Raw genomic sequence first — 25636 nt, forward strand, 5'->3', positions numbered from 1 at the left:
ATTAATTCGGTATGTTTTGGCTCACTGTACAGCTTTTATAGGACGGTATTATCAACACTTAATATACCCCTTTAATGCAGTTTTTTGAGTGGGCTCTATTTACCTGAAATCTGCTGTAAGTAAGAAAAATAGTCTTCGTTTGCCCTAATCTTCATACTACTGAAAAAATAAGGAATGGGCCGCTCGGCAGCATTGAAGTTTTATTTGCCACTGTAACATAACGCTTCTCATCCTGTAGAATTAGAAAGATTAGCACTAGCTGCAAAAAAATACGACTGTTAACAGCAAAGTTTCCATATTTTATGCCAGTCATTATAGTTGTAATGTTGATCGCCGATCGCACATTTTGAATAATTGAGCGCTCAGTCTGTTTTTTGCCTGAATCTTTTGTTTAACTGAAATTCATATAACTTGCTGCGCCCAACATGACTTTACATGGCCGCACAGATTCCCATGATGATATAGTATGTCAATTTCCTAAAAAAGTCAAGATCGATCGCCCTTAAATTCTACTATTTGAAAAAGCCCATCAAGCAAGTTTCTAATTTATTTTCCATTGCACGATCGCCTATCTCTTAGTCTCAAGCGAGAGGGACGAAAGTTTCTATAGAAGCGATTTCAATCGCGCCACCGATCGCGCCCCACCGATCGCGCCCCACCGATCGCGCCCCACCGATCGCGCCCCATCCATCGCCCGAGGACCCGCCATTAATCAAGGTTACTATAGGATCGGGGGGCGATCGATACTACAATGCGATTGAACGTGGCATCGCTTCTGTCTGAAATGCTACACGAGTTGGAAATAATGACAGATCCGTGGCAAGATTAAAGAAATGTTAAGTTATGCGACATCTTCCCCAAAAGAACGAATCGGTGAAATTGTCCCCCTAACATACCGTCCCCATTAGGAACCCACCTATCTATGATCCCCAACCATTCTTTCGCGGCTGACGAGCATTCTAGTAAACCCGACAAGCCAGAGGAAGCTTGCGGCGTTTTTGGTATCTACGCACCGGGTGAAGATGTCGCCAAGTTGACCTACTTCGGTTTGTATGCTTTGCAGCACCGGGGTCAGGAATCCGCAGGGATTGCCACTTTTGACGGTGAAAAAGTCCACCTGCACAAAGATATGGGACTGGTTTCCCAAGTCTTCAACGAATCGAGTTTAGGTCACTTGCCCGGTAACTTAGCCGTAGGCCACACTCGCTACTCTACTACGGGCTCGTCGCGCGTGGTCAACGCTCAGCCTGTGGTTGTCGAAACTCGTTTGGGAAGTCTGGCTTTAGCACATAACGGGAATCTTGTCAATACAAAACAATTGCGAGAAGAATTGCTGTCTCGGAAGTGCGAGTTTGTCAGCACGACGGATTCAGAGGCGATCGCAGTGGCGATCGGGTCGGAGGTAGACAATGGCAAAGACTGGCTGCAAGCAGCGATCAGTGCCTTTAATATGTGCCAAGGAGCCTTTAGTTTGACGATCGCCACCCCCCAAGGCGTGATGGGAGTCCGCGACCCCCACGGGGTTCGCCCGCTGGTAATTGGCCTCCTCCCCACAACTCCGGTACGGTACGTTTTAGCATCGGAAACTTGCGGCTTGGATATTATCGGTGCTGAATTTTTGCGGGACGTAGAACCGGGGGAATTAGTTTGGATTACAGAGGAAGGTATGGCTTCCTTCCACTGGAGCCAGCAGCAGAAGCGCAAACTTTGCATCTTTGAAATGATCTATTTTGCTCGACCGGACAGCCAAATGGAAGGTGAAAGTTTGTACAGCTACCGACTGCGGATCGGGCGTTTGTTAGCAGCAGAATCTCCGACTGATGCTGATATAGTCATCGGCGTTCCGGATTCTGGAATCCCGGCGGCGATCGGCTTTTCTCAAGCTTCCGGCATTCCTTACGCCGAAGGATTGATTAAAAACCGCTACGTCGGGCGCACTTTTATTCAACCGACTCAGACAATGCGGGAGTCAGGAATCCGCATGAAACTCAACCCTCTCAAAGATGTGTTGGAAGGAAAGCGAGTAATTATTATCGACGATTCGATCGTGCGCGGTACTACCAGCCGCAAAATTGTCAAAGCCTTGCGGGATGCGGGCGCGACCGCAGTTCACATGAGAATTTCCTCGCCGCCGGTGACTCATCCTTGTTTCTACGGGATCGACACGGACAATCAAGATCAGTTGATTGCTGCTACTAAGTCAGTCGCTGAAATCGGCGCCCAAATTGGGGTTGATTCTTTGGCTTTCTTGAGTTGGGATGGAATGCTGAAGGCCACTAACGAAGACCCGATGAGTTTTTGTTCGGCGTGTTTCACTGGGGATTATCCGATCGACGTTCCAGAAGTGGTAAAACGGTCTAAGCTCCTATTAGAAAAAGCTGGAACATAGAAAATCAAAAAGCCAGAAAGCGATCGCCCCTCACTTTCGGCAATTTATGGGTTTTCAAAATTTTCTGGTAAGTCGTTGCCAGAATGTGTGTAGTAATGTTACATTAACTTAGCTGTAGCAATAATTGCAGAATTTGTGAACTATAGTGAACAGTCGCTTGGGTAGAACTTGCGTGAAACCCAAGATTCTGATTGGAGATTTGAGATTTGAGATTTGTCCTTAAATCTAAAATCGCCAATCTAAAATCGATGCGGTCTTCCCTACACTCTCGTTCACAATTCCTGCTCGAAGCGCTGTATGCTACCTGGAGACTGGAGGTATTTCCTCCAGATATCCGCTCTCAGATTGAAGTCGCATTTCGCACGAACAACGGCCACATGAGATTTTTTCAGATAACAGGGTCGATCGCACTAATTTTCCCCATACAAGTATTCCCCAAGCCAACTTGCTTGAGAATCGCGGACGGGCTGTTCATGCGAACTAAAGAACTTTAGAAACCCTTGCAGAGTAAAAATATGGCTCCTTGCAGGTTGAAAGTAACCTCACCCGCAGAGGAATACAACCCCCCGACACGAGTCGGGGAGAGCCAAAAAATTTAGATCTTAGTTTAAGCCCCCAGATTCATCTGTGGAGTGAATCTAAAATCTAAAATCTAAAATCTAAAATCGATTGACTGTTGAAAGAAGGCGGAATGCGGTTTCTCAAGTCAGCTTAAATCGGAAACTTCGTGCAATCAAATACTGTTCTCAATCCCCCGAGCAATCAAGGCTCATCCTCTCGTACAACAGAGTTACCTTTTACTCTTGCTGATATCAAATCAGCCATTCCAGCCCACTGTTTTGAACCCTCGGCATGGAGATCTCTGGCTTACTTCTTTTTAGATCTGGGAATTATCGCAGGTTTGTATGCGATCGCCTACACCGTCGATTCCTGGCTCTTTTACCCAATCTTTTGGTTGATGCAGGGAACGATGTTTTGGGCATTGTTTGTAGTGGGCCACGACTGCGGACACGGTTCATTTTCTAAGAGCAAATGGCTCAACAACCTGATCGGACACCTCTCCCACGCTCCAATTCTCGTCCCCTTCCACGGTTGGCGGATCAGTCACAGAACCCACCACGCGAATACAGGCAGCTTAGATAACGATGAAAGCTGGTATCCCGTGTCGGAGAGCCATTACGAACAAATGCGCTGGTACGAAAAGCTGGGACGCTTCTATTTGATGTTATTTGCCTACCCAATTTATCTGTTTCGCGGATCGGGCGTTCGGGCAGGTTCTCACTTCATGCCCGGTAGCCAGCTTTTCCGTCCCTCCGAAAAATGGGATGTGTTGACGAGTTCCGCATCCTTGGTACTGATGGTAGGCTTTTTAGGCGCCCTAACCTATCAGTTTGGTTGGCTGTTTTTACTCAAGTTCTACTTGGTTCCCTATGTAGTGTTCGTGATGTGGCTGGATTTGGTAACATACCTGCACCACACAGAAGCCGATATTCCTTGGTATCGCGGTAAAGATTGGTATTTCTTGAAAGGTGCATTGTCTACGATCGATCGCGACTACGGAATCATCAATTCCATCCATCACGACATCGGGACTCACGTAGCCCACCACATTTTCTCGACCATGCCGCACTATCACTTGAAGGAAGCAACGGAAGCCATCAAGCCAGTGTTGGGCGATTATTATCGCAAGTCAACCGAGCCAATTTGGAAGAGCTTTATTCGCTCTTACTGGGATTGTCATTTTGTCTCGGATACAGGTTCGGGAGTTTGCTACGAATCGCCTAGCACTCGGCGATCGAATTGAATTATCTCAGATCGGGAGATCGTTCTCAGAAACAGGCTGGATAGCCCGTCCCACAAAAAGTTAGTTTTATTGTGGGATGGGCACGCGAGCCCTATTTGGCCTCGAACTCGTAGGCGAAGCCAGCGCTTGGCGCTTACCTACTTCGTCGATCGTTCGAGATTCGAGGTCAAACCCCTAAAGGGCTAGTTGAGAATAGTCCCCGATGTCACTCAGGTTATAGCAATTTAATGTGAAGAGGACTAAAAGCAAGTTAAACAATCGGCATCAGTTTGACGACAAGAAAAAGCCGTAAAATTAAATTGAGCGACCCCAAGTTATTCGCCACCGGACTGTTGCCTAGTAAGATAATTCATTCAACTCTCCCTATGCCCTTAAGAGGCCAATATCTCTTTGTCGCTTTACCAATAATATTCTCGCGGGGGACAGGCCCCCAGTAATGACTATCGCAGCTCTTGTTGCGGTTATCACCCAACACTAAATAAGACTTAGGAGGCACGGTAACAGGACCGAACTCATAAAATGGAGCCTCTGCAATATACTTTTCCTGGAACGTTTTATTGTTGATATAAACCTGTTCTCTTTTGACTTCCACCTTGTCTCCAGGTAGCCCAATTATTCGATGGATGTAGGCATACTGCAATTTGGGATTGCTAGGCTTTGTCTTATCTGTAGGCAAGTTCGACCAACTATCGCTTGGGTCGGGGATATAAGAGCTACTGACGCAAATACCAGCCCTCTCAGGAGCCATAAACACTATAATATCTCCCCGCTGTGGCTCTTGAAAGCGGTAACTCCACTTGTCTATAATCAAACGATCGTTAATTTGCAGCGTAGGAAGCATCGAGCCAGTTGGAATATAGCGAGCTTCTGCAACATACGTTCTCATTAATGGAGCCAAGTTCACTAGACTTAAAACGAATAACACAATAAAAAAGGCGACGAGCCAACTTGTTGATATTTTTCTCCTGCCAGGTGCAGCAATATAAGCGTGATAAGTGATTAAGCAATAAACAATTATTGAAGCTAGTGGTAAAAGAGACGAAACAATCAAAATTATCAGTAACAATATACCGAGCCAAACTTTCCCAATATATATGTGACCAATTCCTGGGAATAACCTGGAAAGCAACACAGCCAGCCAAGGGTCTTTACTGGTTTTTCTCAATTCTTCAAAGCTGCGATTATTTGCCTTTCTTGCACATCGATGAGCATCAAACAGATTCCAAATATTAACCGGCATAGTAGCCAACAAGAGAACCAAGCCTATTCTTATATCACCCGTAGGGCTAAGGACTAACCATCCTCCAATAGCAATTAATAAAATGTAAGAAATTATCAAAACAATTCCTCGTCTTACATTTCCGGAATATATCTGTCCAATTCCTGGCCAAAACATTGATAAATTTACGGCAAACCAAGGCTCTTTACCGCGCACTGAAGTATTCATAATTACCTGTGTTTATATTAGCATTTCGCCTTTTTGCGATCGCTCTGACATGATATCCTGCTTGAGGAAAAGAATGCGAGATTTAACTGTACAGCAGTCGCTTTCAATTCCGGTTCTAGGGAAATTGGGATTGCGTTTGGCCCTCGAGTGAGAGAAAATGGTCCAGCAGCGGGTTTTTTAACCTCACCTGTAACTAAATGTAAATCGATTAGCGATCGCACCTCAGCCGTACCTTCAGAGGACTGATTCATCCCCATCGACCGCAAATAAAGCACTCGCGGGGATTCTCCTCAGCATCGCGCCGCTGTTTCCAAGTCCTCAACGTCGATGCCACAGCTACCCCTAATTAATTTTCCCCCTCCCCACTCTCCCACTCCCCTTCTCAATCGTTAATTAAGGTTGATTGACCGGACATGATATGATTCGCGGGTTGGGCTTTTTAATAAAATTTTGGAGGAAGTTTTCTTGAATTTCCTAACTTTTCAGGCTAATAGCAGTTACGATCGTCCACGCATCCACCAACAGCAACAGCAGCGTACATAAAAGTAAAATAAGATACATCCAAGGCTGCGACAAAGGGCGGACATCTCTAGTATCAATACCTGTTTTTGCTTCCACCAAAGCCACTAATTTACCAAACCCAGCCACCCGCATGGGCAACAAATAACCTTCACCCGAATGACTCAAAAAATAGTAAACTAAACCTCCTTGACCGGTCGATCGAGGTTTGAGAGCTTTTACCTCAGTCCAAGGTAGGGACCAACCCTTGCGAAAAAAACGCGGAAACCAGTTGGGATATGTGACTTCAATCCCTTCCTCGCTCAAAATTACCCTTTCACTGAGCACGCCGTACAAGCCCGCAGCGCCGACAACAATTGCCGCCCAGAGTGCGGCGGGGGGAACCGGTGCTTTCGTTACTTCCGACAAAAACGGCAACGGAATTGTCAGGGCTGCGTACAAGCTCAACAGCGTGATTCTAATCAGGGGAGAAAGCCGGAATACCGCCGGCTCAAATGCTGGGGCAGAAGATGGGGAAGAGGCAAGAGGTTGTGCTGACATGGCTGAAATTGGAGAAGCTGTTTATTGATATTTTTGCACAGCTTTCGGGCCCGCCAACAAAACTCACAACTGCAAATATGAAAAACCCGACAATATTTGCAGTTGTGAGTTTTGAGCTAAAATTCATTTCAGAAACTTTGATTCTTAAGTTTTGATTTTTTACCGCTTTGCAGGAGTTGGAATTTTGAGCGCGGAGCTATCAATTAACTGACAATTTATAACTCAAAACTCACAACTCTTATTAATCGACGGCGGTTAGTGCCGGTACAGTCAAAGGTTCTGAGATTTCTCGGGATTTGGGGCGGCCGGCTATTGCTGTTCGATCGCCCTGAGCTTCCTGTCGGGATCTGTTACGATTGAGGTTTGAATAGGGGCCTTCGTTAATCTGCAAGCGATCGCAAGGGATTTTATCCGACAAAATTGCACTAGCCATCATCCCGGTGTGAATTTCCAATGCGGAGGTCCGTATCGCTTCAAATACTAAGCGCTGTCCGGGAAAAACTACTCGTTCAAAGTACCAGTTAGGAATGTTGGCGATGCGAGCAATCTGAATTTGACTGGTGGCGTTGACGTAGCAGCACAGAATCTTGCTGTCGCTGTCTAAGGGTACGGGATCAAGAATTTGAGCCATAAATGGTGAGGGAGCCTTGCCTAAAAGTTTTAGTTATCTTATTAGGCTAACACTAGGCGATCCCACCTACTGTAAAGCGGACTACCAACTACCTAATACATTAGAGACCGATCGCACCCAAGTTTTTATTTAATCGGATAAATATCTGTTTTTTGACTCCCAGCTTGGATCTTGGGTCAATATACGCTGTATTTGCTTAAAAATTAGCTTTTTTCTGCTGCTGTCGCCCATCGACACCAACAAGCTCGGCCTTGAGCCAAATAGAAAAATTTAAGAATATTTAATGTCAAATTGCGAAAATTAGAGAGATTGTAAAGTTATATTAAAAGAATATTAACATAGCGGAAAAAGTTCCAGTTTAGGATATGGCAATCATGGAAAGCCGAGAAAACCGAGTCCTGTACGTTCGCCTCCCTTGCAATCCGATTTTCCCGATCGGAGTTGTGTATCTTTCGGATCACGTACACAAGCTGTTTCCCGATGTCGAACAGCGCATTTTCGATTTAGGCGCGGTGCCCCCCCTGGATTTCGCTAAAGCTTTGGATGCCAGCATAGACGAGTTTAAGCCGACGCTGCTAGTTTTCTCTTGGCGGGACATTCAAATTTACGCCCCCGTGGGCGGCCGGGGCGGCAACCCGCTGCAAAATGCCTTCGAGTTTTACTACGCCAAAAATCTGCTGATCAAGTTCCGGGGAGCACTCGGAGGACTGCGTTTAGCCGCGTCTTACTACACCGAACTCTGGCGCAATTTGGGACTGATTAAGCGCGGATTGAAGCGGGCCCGGAAATACCGCCCCGAAGCTCGTGCAGTGGTCGGCGGCGGTGCTGTGAGCGTGTTTTACGAGCAGTTGGGCCGCAGTTTGCCGGCGGGAACTGTGGTTTCGGTGGGGGAAGGCGAAGCTTTGCTGGAGAAGTTGATTAAGGGCGAAGATTTGGCCGAGGAAAGATGTTATGTGGTGGGAGAAACCGTGCCGCGGGAGAGGCTAATTCACGAAAAGCCAGCCAACATCGAGAAAACAGCCTGTAATTATAACTACATCGAAACGATTTGGCCGGAATTTTCCTATTATCTACAGGATATGGACTTCTACGTCGGAGTCCAAACCAAGCGCGGCTGTCCTCATAATTGCTGTTACTGCATTTATACGGTGATTGAAGGGAAACAAGTGCGGATCAATCCGGCGGATGAGGTGGTGGCGGAGATTCGGCAATTGTACGATCGAGGTATCCGCAATTTCTGGTTTACCGACGCTCAATTTATCCCGGCACGCAAATTCATCGATGATGCAGTTGAATTATTGCAAAAAATCATCGCCGCCGGTATGGACGACATACACTGGGCCGCTTACATCCGTGCGGATAATCTCACACCCGAGTTGTGCGATTTGATGGTAAAAACGGGGATGAATTACTTTGAAATCGGCATCACCAGCGGTTCCCAGGAACTGGTTCGCAAAATGCGGATGGGCTACAACTTGCGAGTAGTTTTGGAAAATTGTCGCGATTTAAAAGCAGCCGGTTACAACGATGTGGTTTCCGTGAATTACTCGTTTAACGTCATTGACGAAACCTTTGAAACCATCCGGCAAACTATTGCTTATCACCGAGAACTAGAGCGGATTTTCGGAGCTGATAAAGTAGAACCCGCTATTTTCTTTATCGGGTTGCAGCCGCACACTATTTTAGAAGAATACGCCTTTAAAAAGGATATTCTGCAACCGGGTTACGATCCGATGAGTTTGATGCCTTGGACAGCGCGCAAACTGCTGTGGAATCCCGAGCCTTTGGGTTCGTTTTTCGGACAAATTTGTTTAGAAGCTTGGCAGCGGAATTCCAATGATTTCGGCCGCGAAGTGATGGCAATTTTGGAGGAAAAACTCGGCTGTGCCGATTTGGAAGAAGCTTTATCTGCGCCGGTGGAAATCAAAGACAAACAGTTGGCAGCCGTTAATTAATTAGCAGGTTCGCCGTCAGGACGACCGTCCTTTTAAAAAGGGGAAATGGGAGAAAAAATGTATTTTCTGTTTCCCTTTTTATTATTCAATAAATAGGTAAGCGCAAATAAACATTACCGTGTAATATCAATTCCGGCAGTAAGGCCGGAATGATATCAAATCCGCGCCCAGAAAGTCGGGCGTAAAGTCTCATCAAGCTGCCAACAAATAATTCGCGCAATTTTCATTTTTTTGACCCATCCTTCTACAGTCATTAGTCATTAGTCATCAGTCATTAGTCATCAGTCATTAGTCAACAGTCAACAAGCAGCGACGGTGCAACCGGAATTGATATAACAGAGTCGGTTCGCGATCGCATGGGAGCGCTTATTCCCGGTTTCTAGGAAAATACAAGGTTTAGTAACGAGAAATATATGAAGAAACCGGGTCGATCGGCTCAGCGTACACAAGCAATAATATCGTACAATTGTCATAAATGCAAGAGTTTGCTTTCCTGCGATCGCATTGACATACTTATGTATTTTCACTGGTGTAGGGTGCTCCGCGAGCACCTTACTTAAACCTAGGATTTACCGTGCTCCCTGCGCCTCTGACCTCTGACATTAAATATTATTAATATCCAGCAAAGATCGCTTAAGATGTAATTATATAGTTAAAACCAGGAGTGACAAGATGTTTTATAAAAATAGAGTTAAGGGCATTAAAGGAGTAGGTCTAGTTATGGCTGGCATTAGTGCGATTCCCTACCCTTCGGGAACCCCTGCGGGGAACGGGATAGCTTCGCTTCACGGCTTTTTGACAGCCTCAGCAGAAGCAGCTGCACTAAATCAACCGATTGCTAAAGTTCGGGCGATCGCACCGAACAGTTTGCGGAATTATCAACCGCTGCAAATTGCTCAAGTTGAGGGATGCCCGAGGGCCCAAATGGTGCAATCTTTCGCAACTCCCAACTTTTCTATATACATTTGCAAAACCGAAGAAGGCGATATTTTTTACCGAGGCCTCAGCAAAATAAATGGCACTCAAATCAATGTAATGCAAGTAACTACAGGTGACGATGGAACTTATGAAGCGACTAACGGCAATATTATCTATTCGATTAACCCCCAACGCCTGCAAGTCCGGCAGAATGGTAAGGTAATTTTGACCGAAGCTGTCATCAAGTAGCACTCACTGTTATTCAACGATCGCTCTGATTAATTCAGGGTACATTTTATTAGCTGAACTCAAACAAATTGCAGATTCTTTCAAATTTAGGCATAATTATAAGAATAAAAGTCTGTATTATCAAAAAAGCTATCGGATTATGCCTTACAGTCAATTCACAATTACTAGAGCTAAAAAAGACTTTCAGTTAACTATCGTGGAGGGAACTCGGTTTTTTCCGGAGGTAGAATCAATTAATCCCAGTCCGAGATTGAGTAGCGAATTAGAAGATTTGCCTTGGACGATCGCAGTTGGTTCAGAAAAAGCCAGATCGGAAGCCATTGTCTACCCAGTTTTGCAAGAAGTCCGGCGCTTGATGAACCGCCAAATCAGTTTATTTTCGGGACGGGAATTCAATGTTGACCTCAGTTGCGATCTCACCGGATACGTCGATTTTTTAATTGGCCGATCGCCCGAACAGCTTACCGTAGAAGCACCCGCGATCGTAGTTGTGGAAGCAAAAAAAGCCGATCTGAACGAAGGTATCGGTCAATGTATTGCTGAAATGGTAGCGGCACAGCGCTTTAACGAAGCAGCAGAACACCCGATCGCCACTATTTACGGTTGTATCAGCAGCGGCACTCAATGGCGTTTTCTCAAGCTTTCAGGAACAACAGTGACGATCGACCTTACCGATTATCCGCTGCTTCCGGTGGAAACCATTTTAGGATTCTTGGTGTGGATGGTTCAACAAGATTAGCTAGATTTAACTGATTCAGTAAAAAATAGGATTTCCCACGAAACCCAAAGTTTTTAGAACTTGCTTGAAAACCTCGCTGTCAACTGTCAACTGTCAACTGTTTGTTCAAATATCTTTCAATTAGGACGATCGCCACAATATCGTCCACTGGTCTCGGGGGCGTCCGCATGGACTGGGGAATCAAGCAAGAAAGTCCCGTCGCAGGATACATTTGCCAGTAGCGTTCCCTCGCTTCTAAACTGCTGTACCTCTCGTCAACCCGAACAATTTTGATCGAAGGCGACAAACTCTGCGTCAGTTTTTGTTTCCAACTCTTAGAAGTCGTTTGATCCCCGAGTACCAATAACTCAATCGAAAACTGTTCGCACAGAGATTCAATAGTAGATATAGCTGCTTGCGACGGCACAACTTGATGGTAGCAAACGTTCTTATCTCTACCCATTACGGCGATGCCGCACTTGTCTTTACCGGGATCGAAACCTAAAATCATAGTAAGTTACCAATTACCAATTACCACATTTAATTGTTAATTTTCGCCTCCGCCTTGAATCTGTTGTCCGGTGCGGAAAACAACGGCTCCGTTTTCACGAGCAACTAAATCTATTTTAAGCGGGCCGGCAATGTAAGTGACATCTGCGGCGATCGCCTGAACATCGAGCGGTTTATCGTACTGCTGCAACCGCTCGATAAAATCAGCTAAAGTTTCAACCCGATTGTCTGCCACTTGGACTCTACCGCCGACAACGCCGATCAGGCGAGCGCGAAATTGACAAGCTTCTATCAATTGCAGCAACTGCTGCCGCACCTGTTCGTCCGTCAAAGTCACCGGATCGACAGCAACCCCTGCAATCACATCTCCAGCGCGGAACACAACTCGATTGATTTCTGCTTCTGCAAATACCTTAATTAGCTTTTCTTCCCGCAGGTAATTAGCACCGGCGACAATTCGCACCACGTAGTCTTGACCGTCTTTAATCTGACTAATTAGTTGATCGATTTCTGCTTTAGTAATTTGAATAACCTGGTCCCTAACCTTGGTATTTTCCGGCTGCATCAGTCCGACGGTGGTTTTATTTGCTTCTCGCAAAAGTAGATCGATCGCGCGGCTTGCCATACCGGGTTCGACAATGCGAACGACGCCAGCAGCTAAAATTTGACCGCGCCTGATGGCAACTGTACCCTCGCGGATTGCCTGAAAGTCCCGTTCCAAAACTTGCACTTGCTGCTGCAATAAAGTTTGTTGCTGTTCGATTTGAGCTTGTTGCTGTGCCAAGGTTTCTAAGAGTGCTTCCCTCTCGGCAATTACTTTGTCGCGCTCGACAATTATTCGATCGCGCTCGGCGAGATTTTGCACCCGCTGGGCAATTTCCTTGTCTCGCTGGGCAATTAGTTCGTTGCGATCGACAATTTCCTTGTCCCGCTGGGCAATTTCTGCGTCTCGCTTGGCAATTTCTCGATCGCGCTGGGCAATTTGAGTTTTTACCTGCTCTCGCTGCTCGATTAACTGTTGCCGTTCCTCTTGCAGTTGAGCGATTTCCGATCCTAAAGTTGTTTTTTGAGCAGAAACTGTTTTCAATTGGTTCTGGGTGCGATCGAGCTGAGCTTTTGTAGTCGATCGGGCCGTTTCAACCAGTTTCAATTGTTCTTCGGTGCGGGATTTAGCCGCTTCCACACTGCTGAGCTGTTCTTCTGTCTGAGATTTAGCCGCTTCTACCTGACTTAACTGCTGTTCAGTTTTAGACTTGGCTGCTTGCACGCTGTTAAGCTGGGCCCGCAGCGAGTTTAATTTGGTTTGCGTCCGAGCTTGCTCGGCATTAGCGGCTTGGAGGGATTGATTAATTTGCTCTAAATTGGCTCTAGCTTGCGCTTGAGCGGCCAAAGCTTGAGCTAATTCAGTTTCAACTCGATTTTTTTCTTGAGTGGCTTGGTTGATTTCTCTGCGGGCGTTGTTGAGCCTTTTTTGAATCTCGTCTATTCTAAAAACTCCCGTTCGCAGCGGCTTGCTAGTAGCAAACAAAATGCCCAGAGTCAGTGCTGACAAGATGCTGCCGGCCATAACTGTCACAACAACAGCAGTATCGCGGGGGCGAAGCTTGAACAAACTCAACCTTGCCTTGCCGACTTTCGTCCCAAGGCGATCGCTGACAGTGGCGATCACACCCCCCAACACTAAAATTACAAATACCAGGATGTATCCAGCAGTCATTCCGATTTTAGATTTTGGATTTTGGATTTTGGATTGAATCTAAAATCCAAAATCCAAAATCCGATACTTTCTCGGCATCAAGTGAATTGCTGGCTTAAAGCCACCGGGTTGTGGACTGTGATCTTTTTCTTGTGGATCGAGATCATTGTTTCTTGCCTGAGATCCCCGAGCAAACGAGTCACCGTTACCCGCGTCGAGCCGATCGCTTCGGCGATCGCCTGGTGGGACAGCTTCAAATCAATCGTAATCCCCTCTGTACCGGGTACGCCAAAGTCCCGGCACAGAATCAGCAAAAAGCTGACGAGTCTCGAACCCATATCTCGGTGAGCCAGCGTTTCGATCATCATCTCGGTTTGCAAAATCCGAGACGACAGCCCCCGCAGCATCACCATCGACAGTTCTGGGTCTTCCTTGAGCGCTTTCTCGACTTGTTCGATCGGCAACGAGATCAATTCCACCGGCGTAAAGGCTACCGCGTGGTAAAACCTGTCCGATCGGTGTCCCGTAATCAGAGACAGCACCCCAAATACGCTATTTTCGCGTAGGAGGGCGACTGTAATTTCTTCCCCTGCTTCGTAAACCCTGGAGAGCTTCACAGCACCTCTAATGAGAACGTAGACGCGCTCAGCCGGGTCTCCAGGGAAAAAAATTGTCTTGCCCCGTTCAAAGGTTTCCACAATGGGTGGAAACGCCCCGCCGCTGATTTGGCGGAACACGGCTGCTAGCGGTCTATCATGCGTCACGACTAGATCCTTTGTACTAATCAATACTTTATAACTTGTCAATTAACCTTATTGAGTAAATATACAGTCCCACCTCCAATATCCTGGGATTCTGTTACTTCCATCTAATATTAAGGTAAACACACGCTGTATGATTAAATCTAGCCCTTCTCTTAACTTTTTCAATTCCGCCCCCATGTAGCTCCACAGCCAAATTAATATCAATTGTGTCTCAATTGTGTCTCAGTTGTGTCTCAGTTGTGTCTCAATCAGTTAAATCTGAATCAGTTGTGTCTAAACTGGCGGGGTTGTCGCATAGAGCCAATGAGAACGGTGCTAGTTGCTTCTAGAAGAAATACAGATGATAGATTTGACCGGAAAAAATGCTCTTGTTACGGGCATTGCCAACAATCGCTCGATCGCCTGGGGCATCGCTCAGCAGCTTCACAAAGCAGGGGCCAATCTCGGCATAACTTTTTTGAAGGACGAGAAAGGCAAGCACGAGCGCAAAGTCGCTGAACTGGTGGAACCGCTCAATCCCAGTCTGTATTTGCCCTGCAATGTCCAAGACGAGAGCGAAATTGAGTCTACTTTTCAAACCATCGCCGACAAGTGGGGCAAGTTAGATATCCTGATCCACTGTCTGGCTTTTGCCGGCAAGGACGAGCTGTCGGGAGATTTCACCAACACCTCGCGCCAAGGTTTCTCCAATGCTTTAGATATCAGCGCTTACTCGCTGGTGCGGCTTTGTGCTGCTGCTAAACCGCTGATGGCCGAGGGTGGCAGTATTGTGACCCTGACTTATTTGGGCGGCGTCCGGGTAGTTCCTAATTATAATGTGATGGGAATTGCTAAGGCGGCTTTGGAAATGAATGTTCGCTATCTGGCTGCTGAACTGGGCCCGTTAAATATTCGGGTAAATGCGATTTCTTCTGGCCCGATTCGGACTCTGGCTTCCTCAGCAGTTGGCGGTATTCTGGACATGATCCACCACGTTGAGGAAGTGGCGCCGCTGCGGCGGACGGTGACTCAGCAGGAAGTGGGAAATGCAGCGGCTTTTCTGTGCAGCAATCTCGCTAGCGGGATTACGGGTCAAGTTTTGTATGTCGATGCCGGTTACGAAATCATGGGAATGTAACAGTTGTCGAGAATTTTGAGTTATGTAGGGGCCGGTTGAGACAATAAACTTTAACTATAACAAGTAAGTTTTATGCAAAAGCCGCCCCTTTCGAGAGTTTTGAGTTTTGCACAATTCTCTTAACAAAACACTTGAGAATTAGCGCCGATCGAGCTGTAATCTTCAATTACTAATTATCAATAACTTATGAATGACCCATTGCGAATTATGGAGATAATAGATCGCCCTTCTGGGCCTCCTGCAAGTTCAGTTCAACCAGCTAGGGCCGCCTTGGTGAAACGCACGACACTGGAAACCGATGTCACGGCCAGCCTCAATCTCGACGGTGTGGGAACTTGCAAGGCGTCTACGGGGATTCCGTTTTTAGACCATATGTTGCACCAGATTGCTTCTCACGGATTGATCGATTTGGACGTGCAGGCGATCGGGGATTTGGAGATTGACGACCACCACACGAACGAAGATGTGGGGATTACCTTAGGCCAAGCGCTAGCAAAAGCTGTCGGGGATCGATCGGGCATTTCTCGCTTCGGACATTTCATCGCACCTTTGGATGAAGCTTTAATAGAAGTAGCGCTAGACTTTTCGGGACGGCCTCACTTGAGCTACAATTTGCAGATTCCCAACCAGCGGATCGGCACTTACGATACCGAATTAGTGAGAGAGTTTTTTTCGGCGGTGGTGAACCACTGTCAAATGACGCTCCATATTCGACAGTTGCAGGGGGGAAATTCTCATCACATTGTGGAAGCGGCGTTTAAAGCATTTGCGCGGGCGATGCGGATGGCCGTGGAAATCGACCCGCGCCGCGCTACTGGGATTCCGAGTTCTAAAGGAGTTTTGTAGTATGTGGTTTGTAGTAGCGTTTGGGCGCTACTACGAATTACCCTCCTTTCCTACAAATCAAAACCGCTGTAAGTAGAGATGCACGAAAAAACCACAATATCTTGTAGGGGCGGGTTTAGCCAGGATCTATGATATAAGCAAGTTTATGAATGCTCTCACCCGCCCGACCCATGTAATGTTTATTTGCACCTCCCTACTTATTTAAAATATATCTGCAAGTAAAATTAAAGTCTTAGTTATGCCAACAGGGAAAGTTGCTCAAATATTTCTCGCCCTTGGACTCGATCGCCTTTAATTATCTGGTAAAGATATTGACCTATAGCCTCTCCCAATAATACCGGAACTGCATTCCCAATTTGCCGATATTTAGAAGCAGTTGAGCCAGAAAAAACCCAGTCGTCTGGAAACGTCTGAATTCGCGCGCACTCCCTTACACTCAAAGGACGCAATTCATCGGGATGACACATATCTGTAGCCTTTTGATGGGGACTCGTTGTGACAGTAGGCGACGGTTTATCCCATGCCAAGCGCCGATAAAAACCAACTTTACCGCCTTCAGATTTATAAGCCCCTCCCATTGCTTCTTGCTGTAATTCGCTGGGTAGATACCTCCAGTTTTGACCTGCTGTTAACAGACGCAGATACTTGAGGCGACTTTCTGAGTAGGGGACAAATTCTGGCTGAGAATCTACTAAATCCTTTAAGCCCTCTCTAAGGGTCAGCCATGTGGGTTGTTTATCAGTACCTTTCTGACTGTGATTTGGCAGCGGCAAAGTAACTGAATCATCACCTTTATAACCAATAAAAATTACTCTTTCTCTAACTTGAGGAACCCCGTAATCCGCAGTATTGAGCAAATCGTACACAACTTCATAACCAATGCGTTTCATCTCTGCCAAAATCACTTGTAAAGCTGCACCTGGCATCTCATCAGGTTCTAATTGCGGGAAACCTAAACCTCTGCGAGCGTGAGGTCGGTGTCGAATCGGAGCTGACAGCAACCCCTTAACATTTTCCATGATAAAAAAGCGCGGTTTGATTTCGTCAACAATGCGTATGAACTCCATAAATAAGCTGCCGCGCGGATCGCCTACAGACCCGCGTTTTCCGGCTGTGCTGAAGGATTGGCACGGCGGGCCACCAGTCACTAAATCTACTCGATCCGCACGCAAAGGTCTATCTAAACCTAAGATTTTTCCGCCTTCTTCTAATAGAGTTTTGGCGCTGACTTCGCAAATATCTCTCGGTACAGCACATGGGGATAAATGAGGACGATTTAGAGAGATAGTTTTGGTAGCATCAGGTTCTATTTCTACTAAACTTACTGTCTGAATTCCTGCTTTTTCTAGACCTAAATCTAAACCGTATGCTCCAGCAAAGAGGCTAATAGTTATCGGTTTGTTGTTAATCATAGGTTTTAGCCTCAAGAACAGGTTGGATAATTTCTCAAAATAAATTTTATGAGAACTTCTTTTAATGAACCGCAGAGGGCGCAGAGGACGCAGAGGAAGAAAAGAGAGAGAATATAAGAGAACATAGGACTTACGCAGAACCTCTATATGTAGGGTGCGCAGCGCGCACCTTAGCGCTAAAATCTAAAATCGGAATTCCCACTCCATCTATCCAAACTTTGTCAAGAATCGGAAAGCATCCAGTACGTGACTCGCGCAAACGTAAGGCGAAGTATTGTAAAAAGCTTGCCAAGCCGCCGCTTTATCTTCGTCGTATTTATCGGCTCTTTCCGGGTATTTTCCTTGCCAATTCAGGCGCACTGCGTGACCGACCAACACATCTAAAACGATGTATTCTTCTACTTGCAATTCTGGGTTGCGCTGGGCAATTGCCGCCAACTCCATCAGCGCCTCAATATTGACTTGTCGGTATTCGGGCGCCACAATTTTATTCAGCAAATGCTCGATTTGTAGCGCAAAATTCTTTTCCCCGGGCGTCATTTCCGATAAAATGATATGGCTGTCTAACCGATTGCGCCGCTCTAATTTGTCGCCAATTATCAAGCCTTTGCAGTGCCGCAGCAGTCCCCACACACTCGGATAAAAATCCTTCGGTACGCGATTAACTCCCCCTTCCATCTGCCGCTTCCGGCGCCATCCTCCTGCAGGCATTGTTGGTTCTTCGGAAACTGGCGCTACTACCCATTCAATATCTTTTTCCGGCTGTTTGACGCGCAGGGATTCTTGCTGTTTGAGGATTTGATTCATTTCCTCGTATTCTGCCAACACTTGGCGCAGGCGATTTTTGATTTCAAAGGGACTTAGCTGCATTAAATATTCGTAAGCTTCATTTTGCGTAACTCCCAACTCGCGGGCTAATTCGCTTGTTAAGAGCAAAATAAAGTAGCTAACTCTCAGCGTCAGCAGCCCTTTAAATAACTGCGGTTCGGCTTTAATTAGCAAGCCTAGGTAGATGAGAACTTCTTGAGTTAGAACTCGATCCCGAACGTCTTCTCCGCAGAATTGGCGAATTTTGTCCATCACTTCCGTGTAAGAACCCGGTCTCGAAATTATCGAATCTTCGCTGTAAGCTTTCCCCACAGCAATCTGTTTTTGCCGCACCAAAATGTCTGTCACCGCATCGGATAAGCTGATATCAACCTTGTCCAGCAAACCTGCGGCATGGCGGATGACTGCCCATTGGATTTTTGATTGCGAACTTTCTCCAGCTTTTGTATAAACTTCGTTGAGCAAATCCACAACTTGTACTGTTTCTTCCGCACCTCCAAATCCTGTATCAAAACTCAACCCTTTGAGGCGAATTAGCGTGTGCAGCAACTCAATTTGTTCGTACAAGTTTTCTGAACCGCGCAGGCTGGTGAGCAATAACTGAGTATTAGTTTCAAGCTCTAATTTAAATTCTTGCGTGTGACCCAATGACCAAGTTTTTTCAGGATTGTAAGCCAGATAGCTGCGCGTTTCTACTGCACCTGTCACTGGAGATTCGGTAAATTCAAAATCGTGCATGAAATCAATTCTCTCCGTACCAGCAGTCAGCATTAACTGCTTGAGATTTCCGAGTTTAACTGGCGTGTTGTTGCAGTGTCCGTCCCGGAGTTCCTTCATTAATTCTAACAACGCTTCCCGGCCTGTTTCCAGCATCGCGTGAGTCAGCATCAGCGTTACCGTAGGGCGTCCCAACTGATACCAGTGGCGGTGAATGTGAGCTATTTCGCTTTTGATTTTAGCTACTAGGAAATGGTAATCTAGAGTTAGGTAAAATTCTTGTCTGTCCAAAAATGAGGGGAGAAATACGATCGCCTCATCGCGAATTTTAAACACCCGAGAAGTTGTTAAACTCCGCAGACGCCGCACGGGGCGGCCGGTTAAACCTAATGGGTCGTTGCGTCCAATTTGCGTGTAAATAGCTGATAATTCTTTTGTCTGGCGGACTTGAATTGGTTCTACCTGTTTTGGGGTTTGCGCCGCAATGCCGTTGGTGGCTAATTCTGCTTGCAAATCTTCGTCTTCCGCTAACAGTGCAATTTGCACTAAAGGTTCTCTGTGCGGGCCCACTGACAAATGCCTTCCCAGAGGGTCGATATCGCCCACTGCGATTAATCCTTCATTTAGCAATTGACCGAGAAAATACAGACTTTGCGCCCAAACTAGGGGAATATTTTCATTGGGCAAGCGCTGCTGGCTGCGGGGATTTAGCTTTTCTGCTTCTATATTTTCGGCGGGGACGTAGTACAATTCGGGTAGCAGCGGCAAACCAGAGCGATCGACTGCTAGAGATTCCAAACGCTGCTGGTACTCTTGCACTTGGGCTTGATTTCCCTGAAATATGCCGTCCAAGAACAAATAAGTAAAAAATAGCGGCCACTCGCATTCAATGTGCTCGAACTGCCTTAATTCTGTGGGTTCGTAGTGCAGGCGGTCCGCATCTTCCAAAACTGTTTGGTGTCCGTCCCGCAGAAACCGCTTGCAGCCGTAATTTCCTTGCAATTTGTCAATAATCTTATTCCGAGTCCGTTCTATTAATTCTCGGTCTTCAACAGCAAAAGCCGGAAAACTAATCACGCTCAATAAAGCGGCATCTACTTCTTTTGAACTAGATTCGCGAGGCAAAAGCGATTCCAAAGTTATGCGGCTTCTGGCAATTTCGTCTGGCAAAACGTGAATAACTGATGCTTGAGAGCCTTTAATCCCGAACAAATCCAACCCATTTATTGCTTCCAGCGCTGCTTTTGCCATGCCAACTGAACTGGCGTTCAATTCTGCATTGCCGCGATTGATTTTATGGCCTCTTTCCCAAATTCCGTAATCCGGGGTGCGGTAGGCTCTACCGATGTAGTAAACTAAATTTTGCACGAAATTGACTTCATCTATTGTAAAAATTACGTGCAACCCGGAAGCCGTCATTTGAGCAAGAATTAACAAGTATATAGATGTAGCGTCTAACTGTAAATGTCCCCACTTGTCATCACCGACAACTATACTTCCAGTTTGAGTATTGTATTTAGCGTGCAGGGCATCTAGCGGCGACTGAGTATTTTTAAAACTTTCTACTTTGCTCGATTGCTGCATCTGAGCAAACAGCAAGCCGCGCATGAGTTTGACTGTGCTGTGTTCGAGTTCAAATGTTCGTCCCCGATCGCCATCAATTTTGCGGTAAGCTAACCCCAAACCCCAAACTGCTAGAATGCTGTACACGTTGTCGCGCACCCAGGCATCGGTGTAGTCGCCGTGAGCGTTAACGGCGGTACTCGCCGGCAGCAAACCGGTAATTGGGTTCTGGCGCTTGAGGATGATGGTTTTGATTTGCTGGTAGTAATAATCTAACCTGCTTTGCCGCTGGGTTGTTGCGATCGCCATTTCGTTTTCCTTCTTTTTCCTGATGCGCGCAGAATTGCGGTGAATAGACTTTTAAATATATCCGATATGAGATCATTTTTCAAGTTCTGCAAACACAAAAAGGTAATTGCCATGTCTAGCCGCCACAAAAATAACAACAGCGTTCCTTTCGTGAAAGTTGTCTACTCTAGAGTGAAGATTAATGGTAAAATTGAACTCGTACCGATGGAATGGTACGCCGACGGCTCTGTTAAAAAAATCGAACACTAAGGCTCGATCGCACTTTACACGAAAACTCTAAGAGATTAGCAGGCCGCGTACCCCAAACCCCGTTTCTGGTCCGCGGAATGATGACTTAACAGAATTGGGGTGGTAAAAATCGGTTTTTTTCGTCCAAGACTGGTCTAGCATTGCTCCCCAATCTAAGCTAATGTAAATAACTAAATGTGTAGCAATATTAAACAAAAAAAGATGGAGCGATCGCGCCCGCAATTTTCAGTGCTGGGACTACCAGTTCACATATTAGATGATTATGCAGGTTGGCTGATAGAGCGCCTGCATCAAGGGTTAGGAAGTCACGTCGTGACGCTGAATGCTGAAATGGCGATGCAAGCCGAGCAAAATCCTGATTTAGCAGATGTAATCCGAAAAGCGGAACTGGTGATCCCCGACGGTTCGGGAGTGGTGATGTACTTGCGAATGCGCGGCAAATCGGTGCAGCGGTATCCGGGGATTGAATTAGCAGAATCCCTGCTACAAGAAGCCGGAAAATTGCCGGATTCGGAACCACTATTTTTCTTTGGAGGTTCCCCGGGAGTGGCGGCTGCGGCGGCGAAAACTTGGCAGCAAAAGGTTAAGGGATTGTCGATTGCTTCTCAACACGGCTATGTTTCCGCCGAGGAAGAAAAAGAATTCTGTGAAAGCCTCAAAAAAATGCAGCCAAAACAGATTTTTGTAGGCTTAGGAGTGCCGCGCCAAGAATTTTGGATTGCCAAACACCAACACCTTTGCCCTCAGTCAATTTGGGTGGGAGTAGGCGGCAGTTTCGATATTTGGGCGGGAACAAAAACCCGGGCGCCGGCTTGGTTTTGCAACAATCATTTAGAATGGCTGTACCGGCTTTATCAAGAACCTTGGCGGTGGCGCAGGATGTTAGCTTTGCCCCAATTTGCATTGAGAGCTTTGGGGGATTTTCGAGGGTAAAAGCGGCCACAATAAAATAGGTTTGTATAGCCTTTCTCAGTAACATGAGGTACTATCTGGCCCACGGGCATAGGGCATAGGCCTCCGTGGGCATAGGGCATACCTCACCACGCGATCGAACCGCTATAGTGAGGACTAAATTTCTCATAAAATTCGCTCGGAGTTCAGTCCTCACTAGGAACCAATTGCCATTAGACAATATCAGGAGAATCGATCGCCTTAGCCCGATTAATTGCTAGCAATGTCTGGTAAATCAAAGCCGAAATCTCAGCGCGGGTAATGTCCGGCAGCGGCGATCGCCGATCGCGCGCCGGATAGTTTACCACAATAATCAAATCAGTTGCTGTGGCGATCGCACTCACAGCAAAATTAGGAATCACAGATCGATCGCTGTAAACTTTCAAAGAATCAGGATTGACGCCCTTAAGTTCCACACCGTTAACCAAAGACACGATCGCCTCACTCTTAGTCAAATTCTGATTCGGGCCGAACTTCAACCCCGGAAACCCCGACAAAAACCACCCCCGATAAGCCCGTTCGATCGCACTCGTATGCCGAGGGTCAACCCTGTATAGTTTCTTGCCTGACTTTGCAGCCACATATTCAAGTTTTTGGGTTAACGCATACCAACTAGCATCGGCAATGGAACGATAAAGCGATCGTCCGCTTTTGACAGCAGCAATTCGTCGCGGCCACGCTGCAAAATCACTCCCAGACTTTCATCGGGAACTCCAATCCCTTGATAGTTTTGGAGAGTCTCGGAGGTGGGTTTGCTTGGTTGTACCATCAGAAATGCTTTTGTTTAATTTTAATCCAGTCTTACTATATTCTCAAGAACAGGCAGGATGCCTGTTCCACAAAAACTGAATTTTCTTCTTGTGGGCCGTTGCTCCTAGCCCGCCCGTAAAAGGCTTATTAACAATGATTCAGCAAATCCCTCAAATAAACACGCTAGGATTAACATTAAAAAATTCTCCTAGCGCCTTAGCTTGCGCCTTGCTAATCGCCCGTTTCCCATTAACCACCTCAGAGACTACTCCTTTGGAACCAATCACGCCCACTAAATCGGCTTGTTTGAGTTCGCGAACTTCCATGAAATGCAATAGAACATCCCGGGGAGTCACTTCTGGATCTGGGTAATATTTTGATTCGTATTCTTCGATCAACAGCCCCCAGAGACTCAGTAAAGTTTCTTCCTCTACTGTTAATTCTTCCTTAGACATCAGAAAATCGACTTCTGCGAGGGCAAGATCATTATCTTCTTCGTTCAGGATTGGCTTAGGCTGAGATTTAGCCAGCAGTTGACCGTAAACTGTTTTTTCAATTGTGATGTTCATTGCTCATTCCTTTGCTTGGCTACTTAGACATGGTTCTCAAGTAGAAGGTGGGTGTTTGTTTCTCGGTATCATGATTTTGACGTTTGGAGTAAATGTTTTTGATTGATTGAATAGATCGGGGAATCTGTAATGTTTTTCCGATAATTTTAGTGGGAGTTAACCTATTTTATTTTTAACTTCATCTTCATCATTCCACTTGATTTTGTCATATTCGGTATGGGTTAAAAAAAAATTAAAATATATAACTTTGGCGGTATAGTTGATTTTTACGATTAATCTATACTGATTGCCTTTAATATTAAATATGGTAGATCCACAGACTCGATCGACCGATGTGGAATATCCCTGTCGAATCTCTTCTAGTGATTCCCAATCGTTGTCTTTGATGGCCTTGCGCCAGACTGCGATCGCAGCCTTGGCATCGTCGGAGTAGGATTCGATCGCACTCTCCAGATTTTTCTTGGAAATTAGTCTCATTCGAGTACGGTTTTTTACACGATACCTCTATGCTCTCACAATGAGAACTTTGTGTCAAGTCTCTACTCTAATTTTTCCTAAAGAGCCTTTTGCCCGATCGCGCCCCCTTTGACATTTGAACAAATTTGGTTTACGCTTAGCCGGTTGCGATCGCCAATGGTAAGATCGGCACAAGCTAAATATTTTTTTTAAGCGCACAGGCGCAAAGTAATTTCATGGTATACTCTGGAACTGTTTGCTGGCTTCGCTCCACTGCCCGGATTACGATCGGGGCGATCGCAGCTTTTACCCTGTTGCAACCGCTCCAAGTCCAAGCACAACAACCTTCTGGGCCAGAGAACCAACTGCAAGTCGAACCCGCGGACGACCCCACAGACCCCAACAATCTCCGCCCTCTGACGCAAGACAGCAGCCTGCTGAGTGTCCAGGGAGGTCAGCGTTTGATGACAGAAGCCAGCAGTGCTATTTCCGATCAGAATTACGCACTCGCTACTCAAAAGCTCCAAGAATCCCGCCAAATTTTCAATCAACTGTCCAACTTTTACCAACAACTGGGGAGCAGTTTTGCCGGAATTGACATCCGCTTGGCCGAAAGCCACCGCACCAAAGCTGTAGAAACAGCCCAAATGCGCGACGAAGCTACCTACCGACTGGCGTTGGTACACCGGGCACAAAATAAACCCGAACTGGCTGTGCCCCTGCTGATTCAGATTATTCGATCGCAGCAGCCAACTCGCGACTTGGGCAAGAAAGCTTACCAGCAGTTACTGGAATTGGGTTTTGTGGATGCGCCCTATCCCCGGCCCGCCAGCGCTCAACCGCGATCGTCTAACAAATAGTTCCACTAAAATCTAAATTACAGCCGTTTATCACAGACACAGAAACCAATGGTTACACCGTCTCAAGTAACAGAAATGATTAAGGCAGGGTTGCCCGACGCTAAGGTACAAGTTGACGATTTGACCGGCGGCGGCGACCACTACCAGGCGAGAGTAGTCTCTGCCGCCTTTGAAGGAAAAAGCCGAGTACAGCAGCACCAACTGGTCTACGGCGCTCTCAAACAGGCAATGGCTAGTGAAGCCATCCACGCTTTGGCCTTGGAAACCTTAACTCCGGCAGAATGGGAAGCGAAAAGTCAAGTTGCTTAATTGTTGAGTAGCAATTGGCGATCGCAAATTTGTGCTTTTGTCAATAGTTAGTTGAGAGACAACTACTGCACTTGCGCACAAAAACATTCATCAACCGGGTTTTTCAACCGGAATCTATGGCTGTAACGAGAGATTTTCGTAAAAAACCCGGTTTCTGCCTCAGTCAACGTTTAAAAATTTTCAAACAATATTAGGAGCTACCATGAGTACAACAGCACATGACAGAATTGAAGAGTTGGTTAAGCAAAACAAAATCATGGTGTTTATGAAGGGCAATAAGTTAATGCCCCAGTGCGGTTTCTCTAATACTGTGGTGCAAATTCTCAATCAATTGGCAGTGCCTTACGAAACTGTTGATGTTTTAGCAGACCAGGAAATTCGTCAAGGCGTTAAAGAGTATTCCAACTGGCCGACAATTCCCCAAGTTTATATCGACGGGAAGTTTATTGGCGGCTCGGATATTATGATCGAGATGTATCAAAAGGGCGAATTGCAAGAAGCTGTAGAAGTCGCTTTGGCTTCTTAAATACAAGGAAGGGAAAGGAGAAAGAAAGTTTTGA

24 protein-coding genes and 1 pseudogene are annotated in these 25636 nt (G+C 46.2%); 12 read left to right on the top strand and 13 right to left on the bottom strand.

The features are described 5' to 3' along the window. Positions 1 to 922 precede the first annotated feature (922 nt). Together purF and QUB61_RS05830 are read left to right on the top strand one after the other, a co-directional pair. Positions 923 to 2389, top strand: coding sequence for an amidophosphoribosyltransferase (purF, locus tag QUB61_RS05825; protein ID WP_333124836.1), 1467 nt, complete (start codon positions 923 to 925; stop codon positions 2387 to 2389). A gap of 727 nt (positions 2390 to 3116) precedes the next feature. Next, a complete protein-coding gene (locus QUB61_RS05830; RefSeq protein ID WP_333124841.1) occupies positions 3117 to 4193 on the top strand; it encodes a DUF3474 domain-containing protein in 1077 nt (358 codons plus the stop codon). A gap of 349 nt (positions 4194 to 4542) precedes the next feature. Here the strand turns inward: QUB61_RS05830 and lepB are convergent, their stop codons facing one another. The 4 genes and pseudogenes from lepB to QUB61_RS05850 form a co-directional block, all read right to left on the bottom strand. Further along, entirely contained in the window at positions 4543 to 5079 is a 537-nt protein-coding gene (gene lepB / locus QUB61_RS05835) for a signal peptidase I (protein WP_445300187.1), read from the bottom strand. Positions 5080 to 5768: 689 nt separating this feature from the next. Beyond that, positions 5769 to 5981 (bottom strand): annotated as a pseudogene (locus tag QUB61_RS05840) (nitrate reductase); the annotation flags it as partial. A gap of 133 nt (positions 5982 to 6114) precedes the next feature. Further along, the gene (locus QUB61_RS05845) at positions 6115 to 6699 is read right to left on the bottom strand and encodes a hypothetical protein (protein ID WP_333124845.1); all 585 of its coding nucleotides are present in this window, start codon (positions 6697 to 6699) and stop codon (positions 6115 to 6117) included. A gap of 241 nt (positions 6700 to 6940) precedes the next feature. After that, positions 6941 to 7330, bottom strand: coding sequence for a DUF1830 domain-containing protein (locus QUB61_RS05850; RefSeq protein ID WP_333124847.1), 390 nt, complete (start codon positions 7328 to 7330; stop codon positions 6941 to 6943). 374 nt (positions 7331 to 7704) lie between these two features. Here QUB61_RS05850 and QUB61_RS05855 point away from each other — a divergent pair, with 374 nt between their 5' ends. From QUB61_RS05855 to QUB61_RS05865, 3 genes are all read left to right on the top strand, one after another. Continuing rightward, positions 7705 to 9285 (top strand): photosystem II high light acclimation radical SAM protein, encoded by a 1581-nt coding sequence (locus QUB61_RS05855; protein WP_333124950.1) that lies wholly within the window; start codon positions 7705 to 7707, stop codon positions 9283 to 9285. Positions 9286 to 9957: 672 nt separating this feature from the next. Further along, positions 9958 to 10452 carry a hypothetical protein gene (locus tag QUB61_RS05860; protein WP_333124849.1) on the top strand — a complete coding sequence of 165 codons (495 nt, stop codon included), beginning with the start codon at positions 9958 to 9960 and terminating at the stop codon, positions 10450 to 10452. 139 nt (positions 10453 to 10591) lie between these two features. Next, positions 10592 to 11191: a hypothetical protein gene (locus QUB61_RS05865; RefSeq protein WP_333124851.1), complete on the top strand. Its 600-nt coding sequence runs from the start codon at positions 10592 to 10594 to the stop codon at positions 11189 to 11191. Between the two features lie 79 nt (positions 11192 to 11270). Here QUB61_RS05865 and QUB61_RS05870 read toward each other — a convergent pair whose 3' ends face one another. The 3 genes from QUB61_RS05870 to ntcA all read right to left on the bottom strand — a co-directional run bounded on the left by QUB61_RS05870 (position 11271) and on the right by ntcA (position 14140). Continuing rightward, positions 11271 to 11681, bottom strand: a complete 411-nt coding sequence (locus QUB61_RS05870; protein WP_333124853.1) for a pre-16S rRNA-processing nuclease YqgF — start codon at positions 11679 to 11681, stop codon at positions 11271 to 11273. A gap of 36 nt (positions 11682 to 11717) precedes the next feature. Further along, positions 11718 to 13397, bottom strand: a complete 1680-nt coding sequence (locus QUB61_RS05875; protein WP_333124855.1) for a DUF3084 domain-containing protein — start codon at positions 13395 to 13397, stop codon at positions 11718 to 11720. A 77-nt stretch (positions 13398 to 13474) separates the two neighbouring features. Beyond that, a complete protein-coding gene (gene ntcA / locus QUB61_RS05880) occupies positions 13475 to 14140 on the bottom strand; it encodes a global nitrogen regulator NtcA (RefSeq protein ID WP_006634020.1) in 666 nt (221 codons plus the stop codon). Between the two features lie 340 nt (positions 14141 to 14480). On the opposite strand from ntcA, the gene fabI reads away from it, so the two are divergent. Then, the gene (fabI, locus tag QUB61_RS05885; protein ID WP_172185720.1) at positions 14481 to 15257 is read left to right on the top strand and encodes an enoyl-ACP reductase FabI; all 777 of its coding nucleotides are present in this window, start codon (positions 14481 to 14483) and stop codon (positions 15255 to 15257) included. Positions 15258 to 15464: 207 nt separating this feature from the next. After that, positions 15465 to 16103, top strand: a complete 639-nt coding sequence (hisB, locus tag QUB61_RS05890) for an imidazoleglycerol-phosphate dehydratase HisB (RefSeq protein ID WP_333124953.1) — start codon at positions 15465 to 15467, stop codon at positions 16101 to 16103. 236 nt (positions 16104 to 16339) lie between these two features. Here the strand turns inward: hisB and QUB61_RS05895 are convergent, their stop codons facing one another. Beyond that, positions 16340 to 17515 carry a DNA cytosine methyltransferase gene (locus QUB61_RS05895; protein WP_333124857.1) on the bottom strand — a complete coding sequence of 392 codons (1176 nt, stop codon included), beginning with the start codon at positions 17513 to 17515 and terminating at the stop codon, positions 16340 to 16342. Between the two features lie 207 nt (positions 17516 to 17722). After that, the gene (locus QUB61_RS05900; protein WP_333124859.1) at positions 17723 to 20932 is read right to left on the bottom strand and encodes a glycoside hydrolase family 15 protein; all 3210 of its coding nucleotides are present in this window, start codon (positions 20930 to 20932) and stop codon (positions 17723 to 17725) included. 66 nt (positions 20933 to 20998) lie between these two features. On the opposite strand from QUB61_RS05900, the gene QUB61_RS05905 reads away from it, so the two are divergent. Further along, positions 20999 to 21181 (top strand): hypothetical protein, encoded by a 183-nt coding sequence (locus QUB61_RS05905; RefSeq protein WP_333124863.1) that lies wholly within the window; start codon positions 20999 to 21001, stop codon positions 21179 to 21181. A 201-nt stretch (positions 21182 to 21382) separates the two neighbouring features. Next, positions 21383 to 22114 carry a WecB/TagA/CpsF family glycosyltransferase gene (locus QUB61_RS05910; RefSeq protein ID WP_333124955.1) on the top strand — a complete coding sequence of 244 codons (732 nt, stop codon included), beginning with the start codon at positions 21383 to 21385 and terminating at the stop codon, positions 22112 to 22114. A 191-nt stretch (positions 22115 to 22305) separates the two neighbouring features. On the opposite strand, the gene QUB61_RS05915 is transcribed toward QUB61_RS05910, so the two are convergent. The 4 genes from QUB61_RS05915 to QUB61_RS05930 all read right to left on the bottom strand — a co-directional run bounded on the left by QUB61_RS05915 (position 22306) and on the right by QUB61_RS05930 (position 23928). Continuing rightward, positions 22306 to 22713 carry an S-layer homology domain-containing protein gene (locus QUB61_RS05915; RefSeq protein WP_333124866.1) on the bottom strand — a complete coding sequence of 136 codons (408 nt, stop codon included), beginning with the start codon at positions 22711 to 22713 and terminating at the stop codon, positions 22306 to 22308. 17 nt (positions 22714 to 22730) lie between these two features. Further along, positions 22731 to 22901, bottom strand: a complete 171-nt coding sequence (locus tag QUB61_RS05920) for a hypothetical protein (protein WP_333124869.1) — start codon at positions 22899 to 22901, stop codon at positions 22731 to 22733. A 151-nt stretch (positions 22902 to 23052) separates the two neighbouring features. Further along, a complete protein-coding gene (locus QUB61_RS05925) occupies positions 23053 to 23451 on the bottom strand; it encodes a transcriptional regulator (protein ID WP_333124871.1) in 399 nt (132 codons plus the stop codon). Between the two features lie 156 nt (positions 23452 to 23607). Next, positions 23608 to 23928, bottom strand: coding sequence for a type II toxin-antitoxin system HigB family toxin (locus QUB61_RS05930; RefSeq protein ID WP_333124873.1), 321 nt, complete (start codon positions 23926 to 23928; stop codon positions 23608 to 23610). Between the two features lie 215 nt (positions 23929 to 24143). Between QUB61_RS05930 and QUB61_RS05935 the strand changes: the two genes are divergently transcribed. The 3 genes from QUB61_RS05935 to grxD all read left to right on the top strand — a co-directional run bounded on the left by QUB61_RS05935 (position 24144) and on the right by grxD (position 25602). Further along, positions 24144 to 24767 (top strand): hypothetical protein, encoded by a 624-nt coding sequence (locus QUB61_RS05935; protein WP_333124875.1) that lies wholly within the window; start codon positions 24144 to 24146, stop codon positions 24765 to 24767. Between the two features lie 48 nt (positions 24768 to 24815). After that, positions 24816 to 25076, top strand: coding sequence for a BolA family transcriptional regulator (locus tag QUB61_RS05940; protein ID WP_333124879.1), 261 nt, complete (start codon positions 24816 to 24818; stop codon positions 25074 to 25076). 202 nt (positions 25077 to 25278) lie between these two features. Then, positions 25279 to 25602, top strand: a complete 324-nt coding sequence (grxD, locus tag QUB61_RS05945; RefSeq protein ID WP_333124882.1) for a Grx4 family monothiol glutaredoxin — start codon at positions 25279 to 25281, stop codon at positions 25600 to 25602. The last annotated feature ends 34 nt before the right edge of the window (positions 25603 to 25636 follow it).

This window comes from Microcoleus sp. C2D2, assembly GCF_036702495.1.
GTDB lineage: Bacteria > Cyanobacteriota > Cyanobacteriia > Cyanobacteriales > Microcoleaceae > Microcoleus.

Bases quoted from the DNA above. Each gene is read 5' to 3' on its own strand.
- purF (WP_333124836.1), top strand. From the start codon at position 923: ATGATCCCCAACCATTCTTTCGCGGCTGACGAGCATTCTAGTAAACCC.
- lepB (WP_445300187.1), bottom strand. From the start codon at position 5,079: ATGAGAACGTATGTTGCAGAAGCTCGCTATATTCCAACTGGCTCGATG.
- QUB61_RS05845 (WP_333124845.1), bottom strand. From the start codon at position 6,699: ATGTCAGCACAACCTCTTGCCTCTTCCCCATCTTCTGCCCCAGCATTT.
- QUB61_RS05850 (WP_333124847.1), bottom strand. From the start codon at position 7,330: ATGGCTCAAATTCTTGATCCCGTACCCTTAGACAGCGACAGCAAGATT.
- QUB61_RS05855 (WP_333124950.1), top strand. From the start codon at position 7,705: ATGGAAAGCCGAGAAAACCGAGTCCTGTACGTTCGCCTCCCTTGCAAT.
- QUB61_RS05860 (WP_333124849.1), top strand. From the start codon at position 9,958: ATGTTTTATAAAAATAGAGTTAAGGGCATTAAAGGAGTAGGTCTAGTT.
- QUB61_RS05865 (WP_333124851.1), top strand. From the start codon at position 10,592: ATGCCTTACAGTCAATTCACAATTACTAGAGCTAAAAAAGACTTTCAG.
- QUB61_RS05870 (WP_333124853.1), bottom strand. From the start codon at position 11,681: ATGATTTTAGGTTTCGATCCCGGTAAAGACAAGTGCGGCATCGCCGTA.
- QUB61_RS05875 (WP_333124855.1), bottom strand. From the start codon at position 13,397: ATGACTGCTGGATACATCCTGGTATTTGTAATTTTAGTGTTGGGGGGT.
- fabI (WP_172185720.1), top strand. From the start codon at position 14,481: ATGATAGATTTGACCGGAAAAAATGCTCTTGTTACGGGCATTGCCAAC.
- hisB (WP_333124953.1), top strand. From the start codon at position 15,465: ATGGAGATAATAGATCGCCCTTCTGGGCCTCCTGCAAGTTCAGTTCAA.
- QUB61_RS05895 (WP_333124857.1), bottom strand. From the start codon at position 17,515: ATGATTAACAACAAACCGATAACTATTAGCCTCTTTGCTGGAGCATAC.
- QUB61_RS05900 (WP_333124859.1), bottom strand. From the start codon at position 20,932: ATGGCGATCGCAACAACCCAGCGGCAAAGCAGGTTAGATTATTACTAC.
- QUB61_RS05905 (WP_333124863.1), top strand. From the start codon at position 20,999: ATGAGATCATTTTTCAAGTTCTGCAAACACAAAAAGGTAATTGCCATG.
- QUB61_RS05910 (WP_333124955.1), top strand. From the start codon at position 21,383: ATGGAGCGATCGCGCCCGCAATTTTCAGTGCTGGGACTACCAGTTCAC.
- QUB61_RS05920 (WP_333124869.1), bottom strand. From the start codon at position 22,901: ATGGTACAACCAAGCAAACCCACCTCCGAGACTCTCCAAAACTATCAA.
- QUB61_RS05925 (WP_333124871.1), bottom strand. From the start codon at position 23,451: ATGAACATCACAATTGAAAAAACAGTTTACGGTCAACTGCTGGCTAAA.
- QUB61_RS05930 (WP_333124873.1), bottom strand. From the start codon at position 23,928: ATGAGACTAATTTCCAAGAAAAATCTGGAGAGTGCGATCGAATCCTAC.
- QUB61_RS05935 (WP_333124875.1), top strand. From the start codon at position 24,144: ATGGTATACTCTGGAACTGTTTGCTGGCTTCGCTCCACTGCCCGGATT.
- QUB61_RS05940 (WP_333124879.1), top strand. From the start codon at position 24,816: ATGGTTACACCGTCTCAAGTAACAGAAATGATTAAGGCAGGGTTGCCC.
- grxD (WP_333124882.1), top strand. From the start codon at position 25,279: ATGAGTACAACAGCACATGACAGAATTGAAGAGTTGGTTAAGCAAAAC.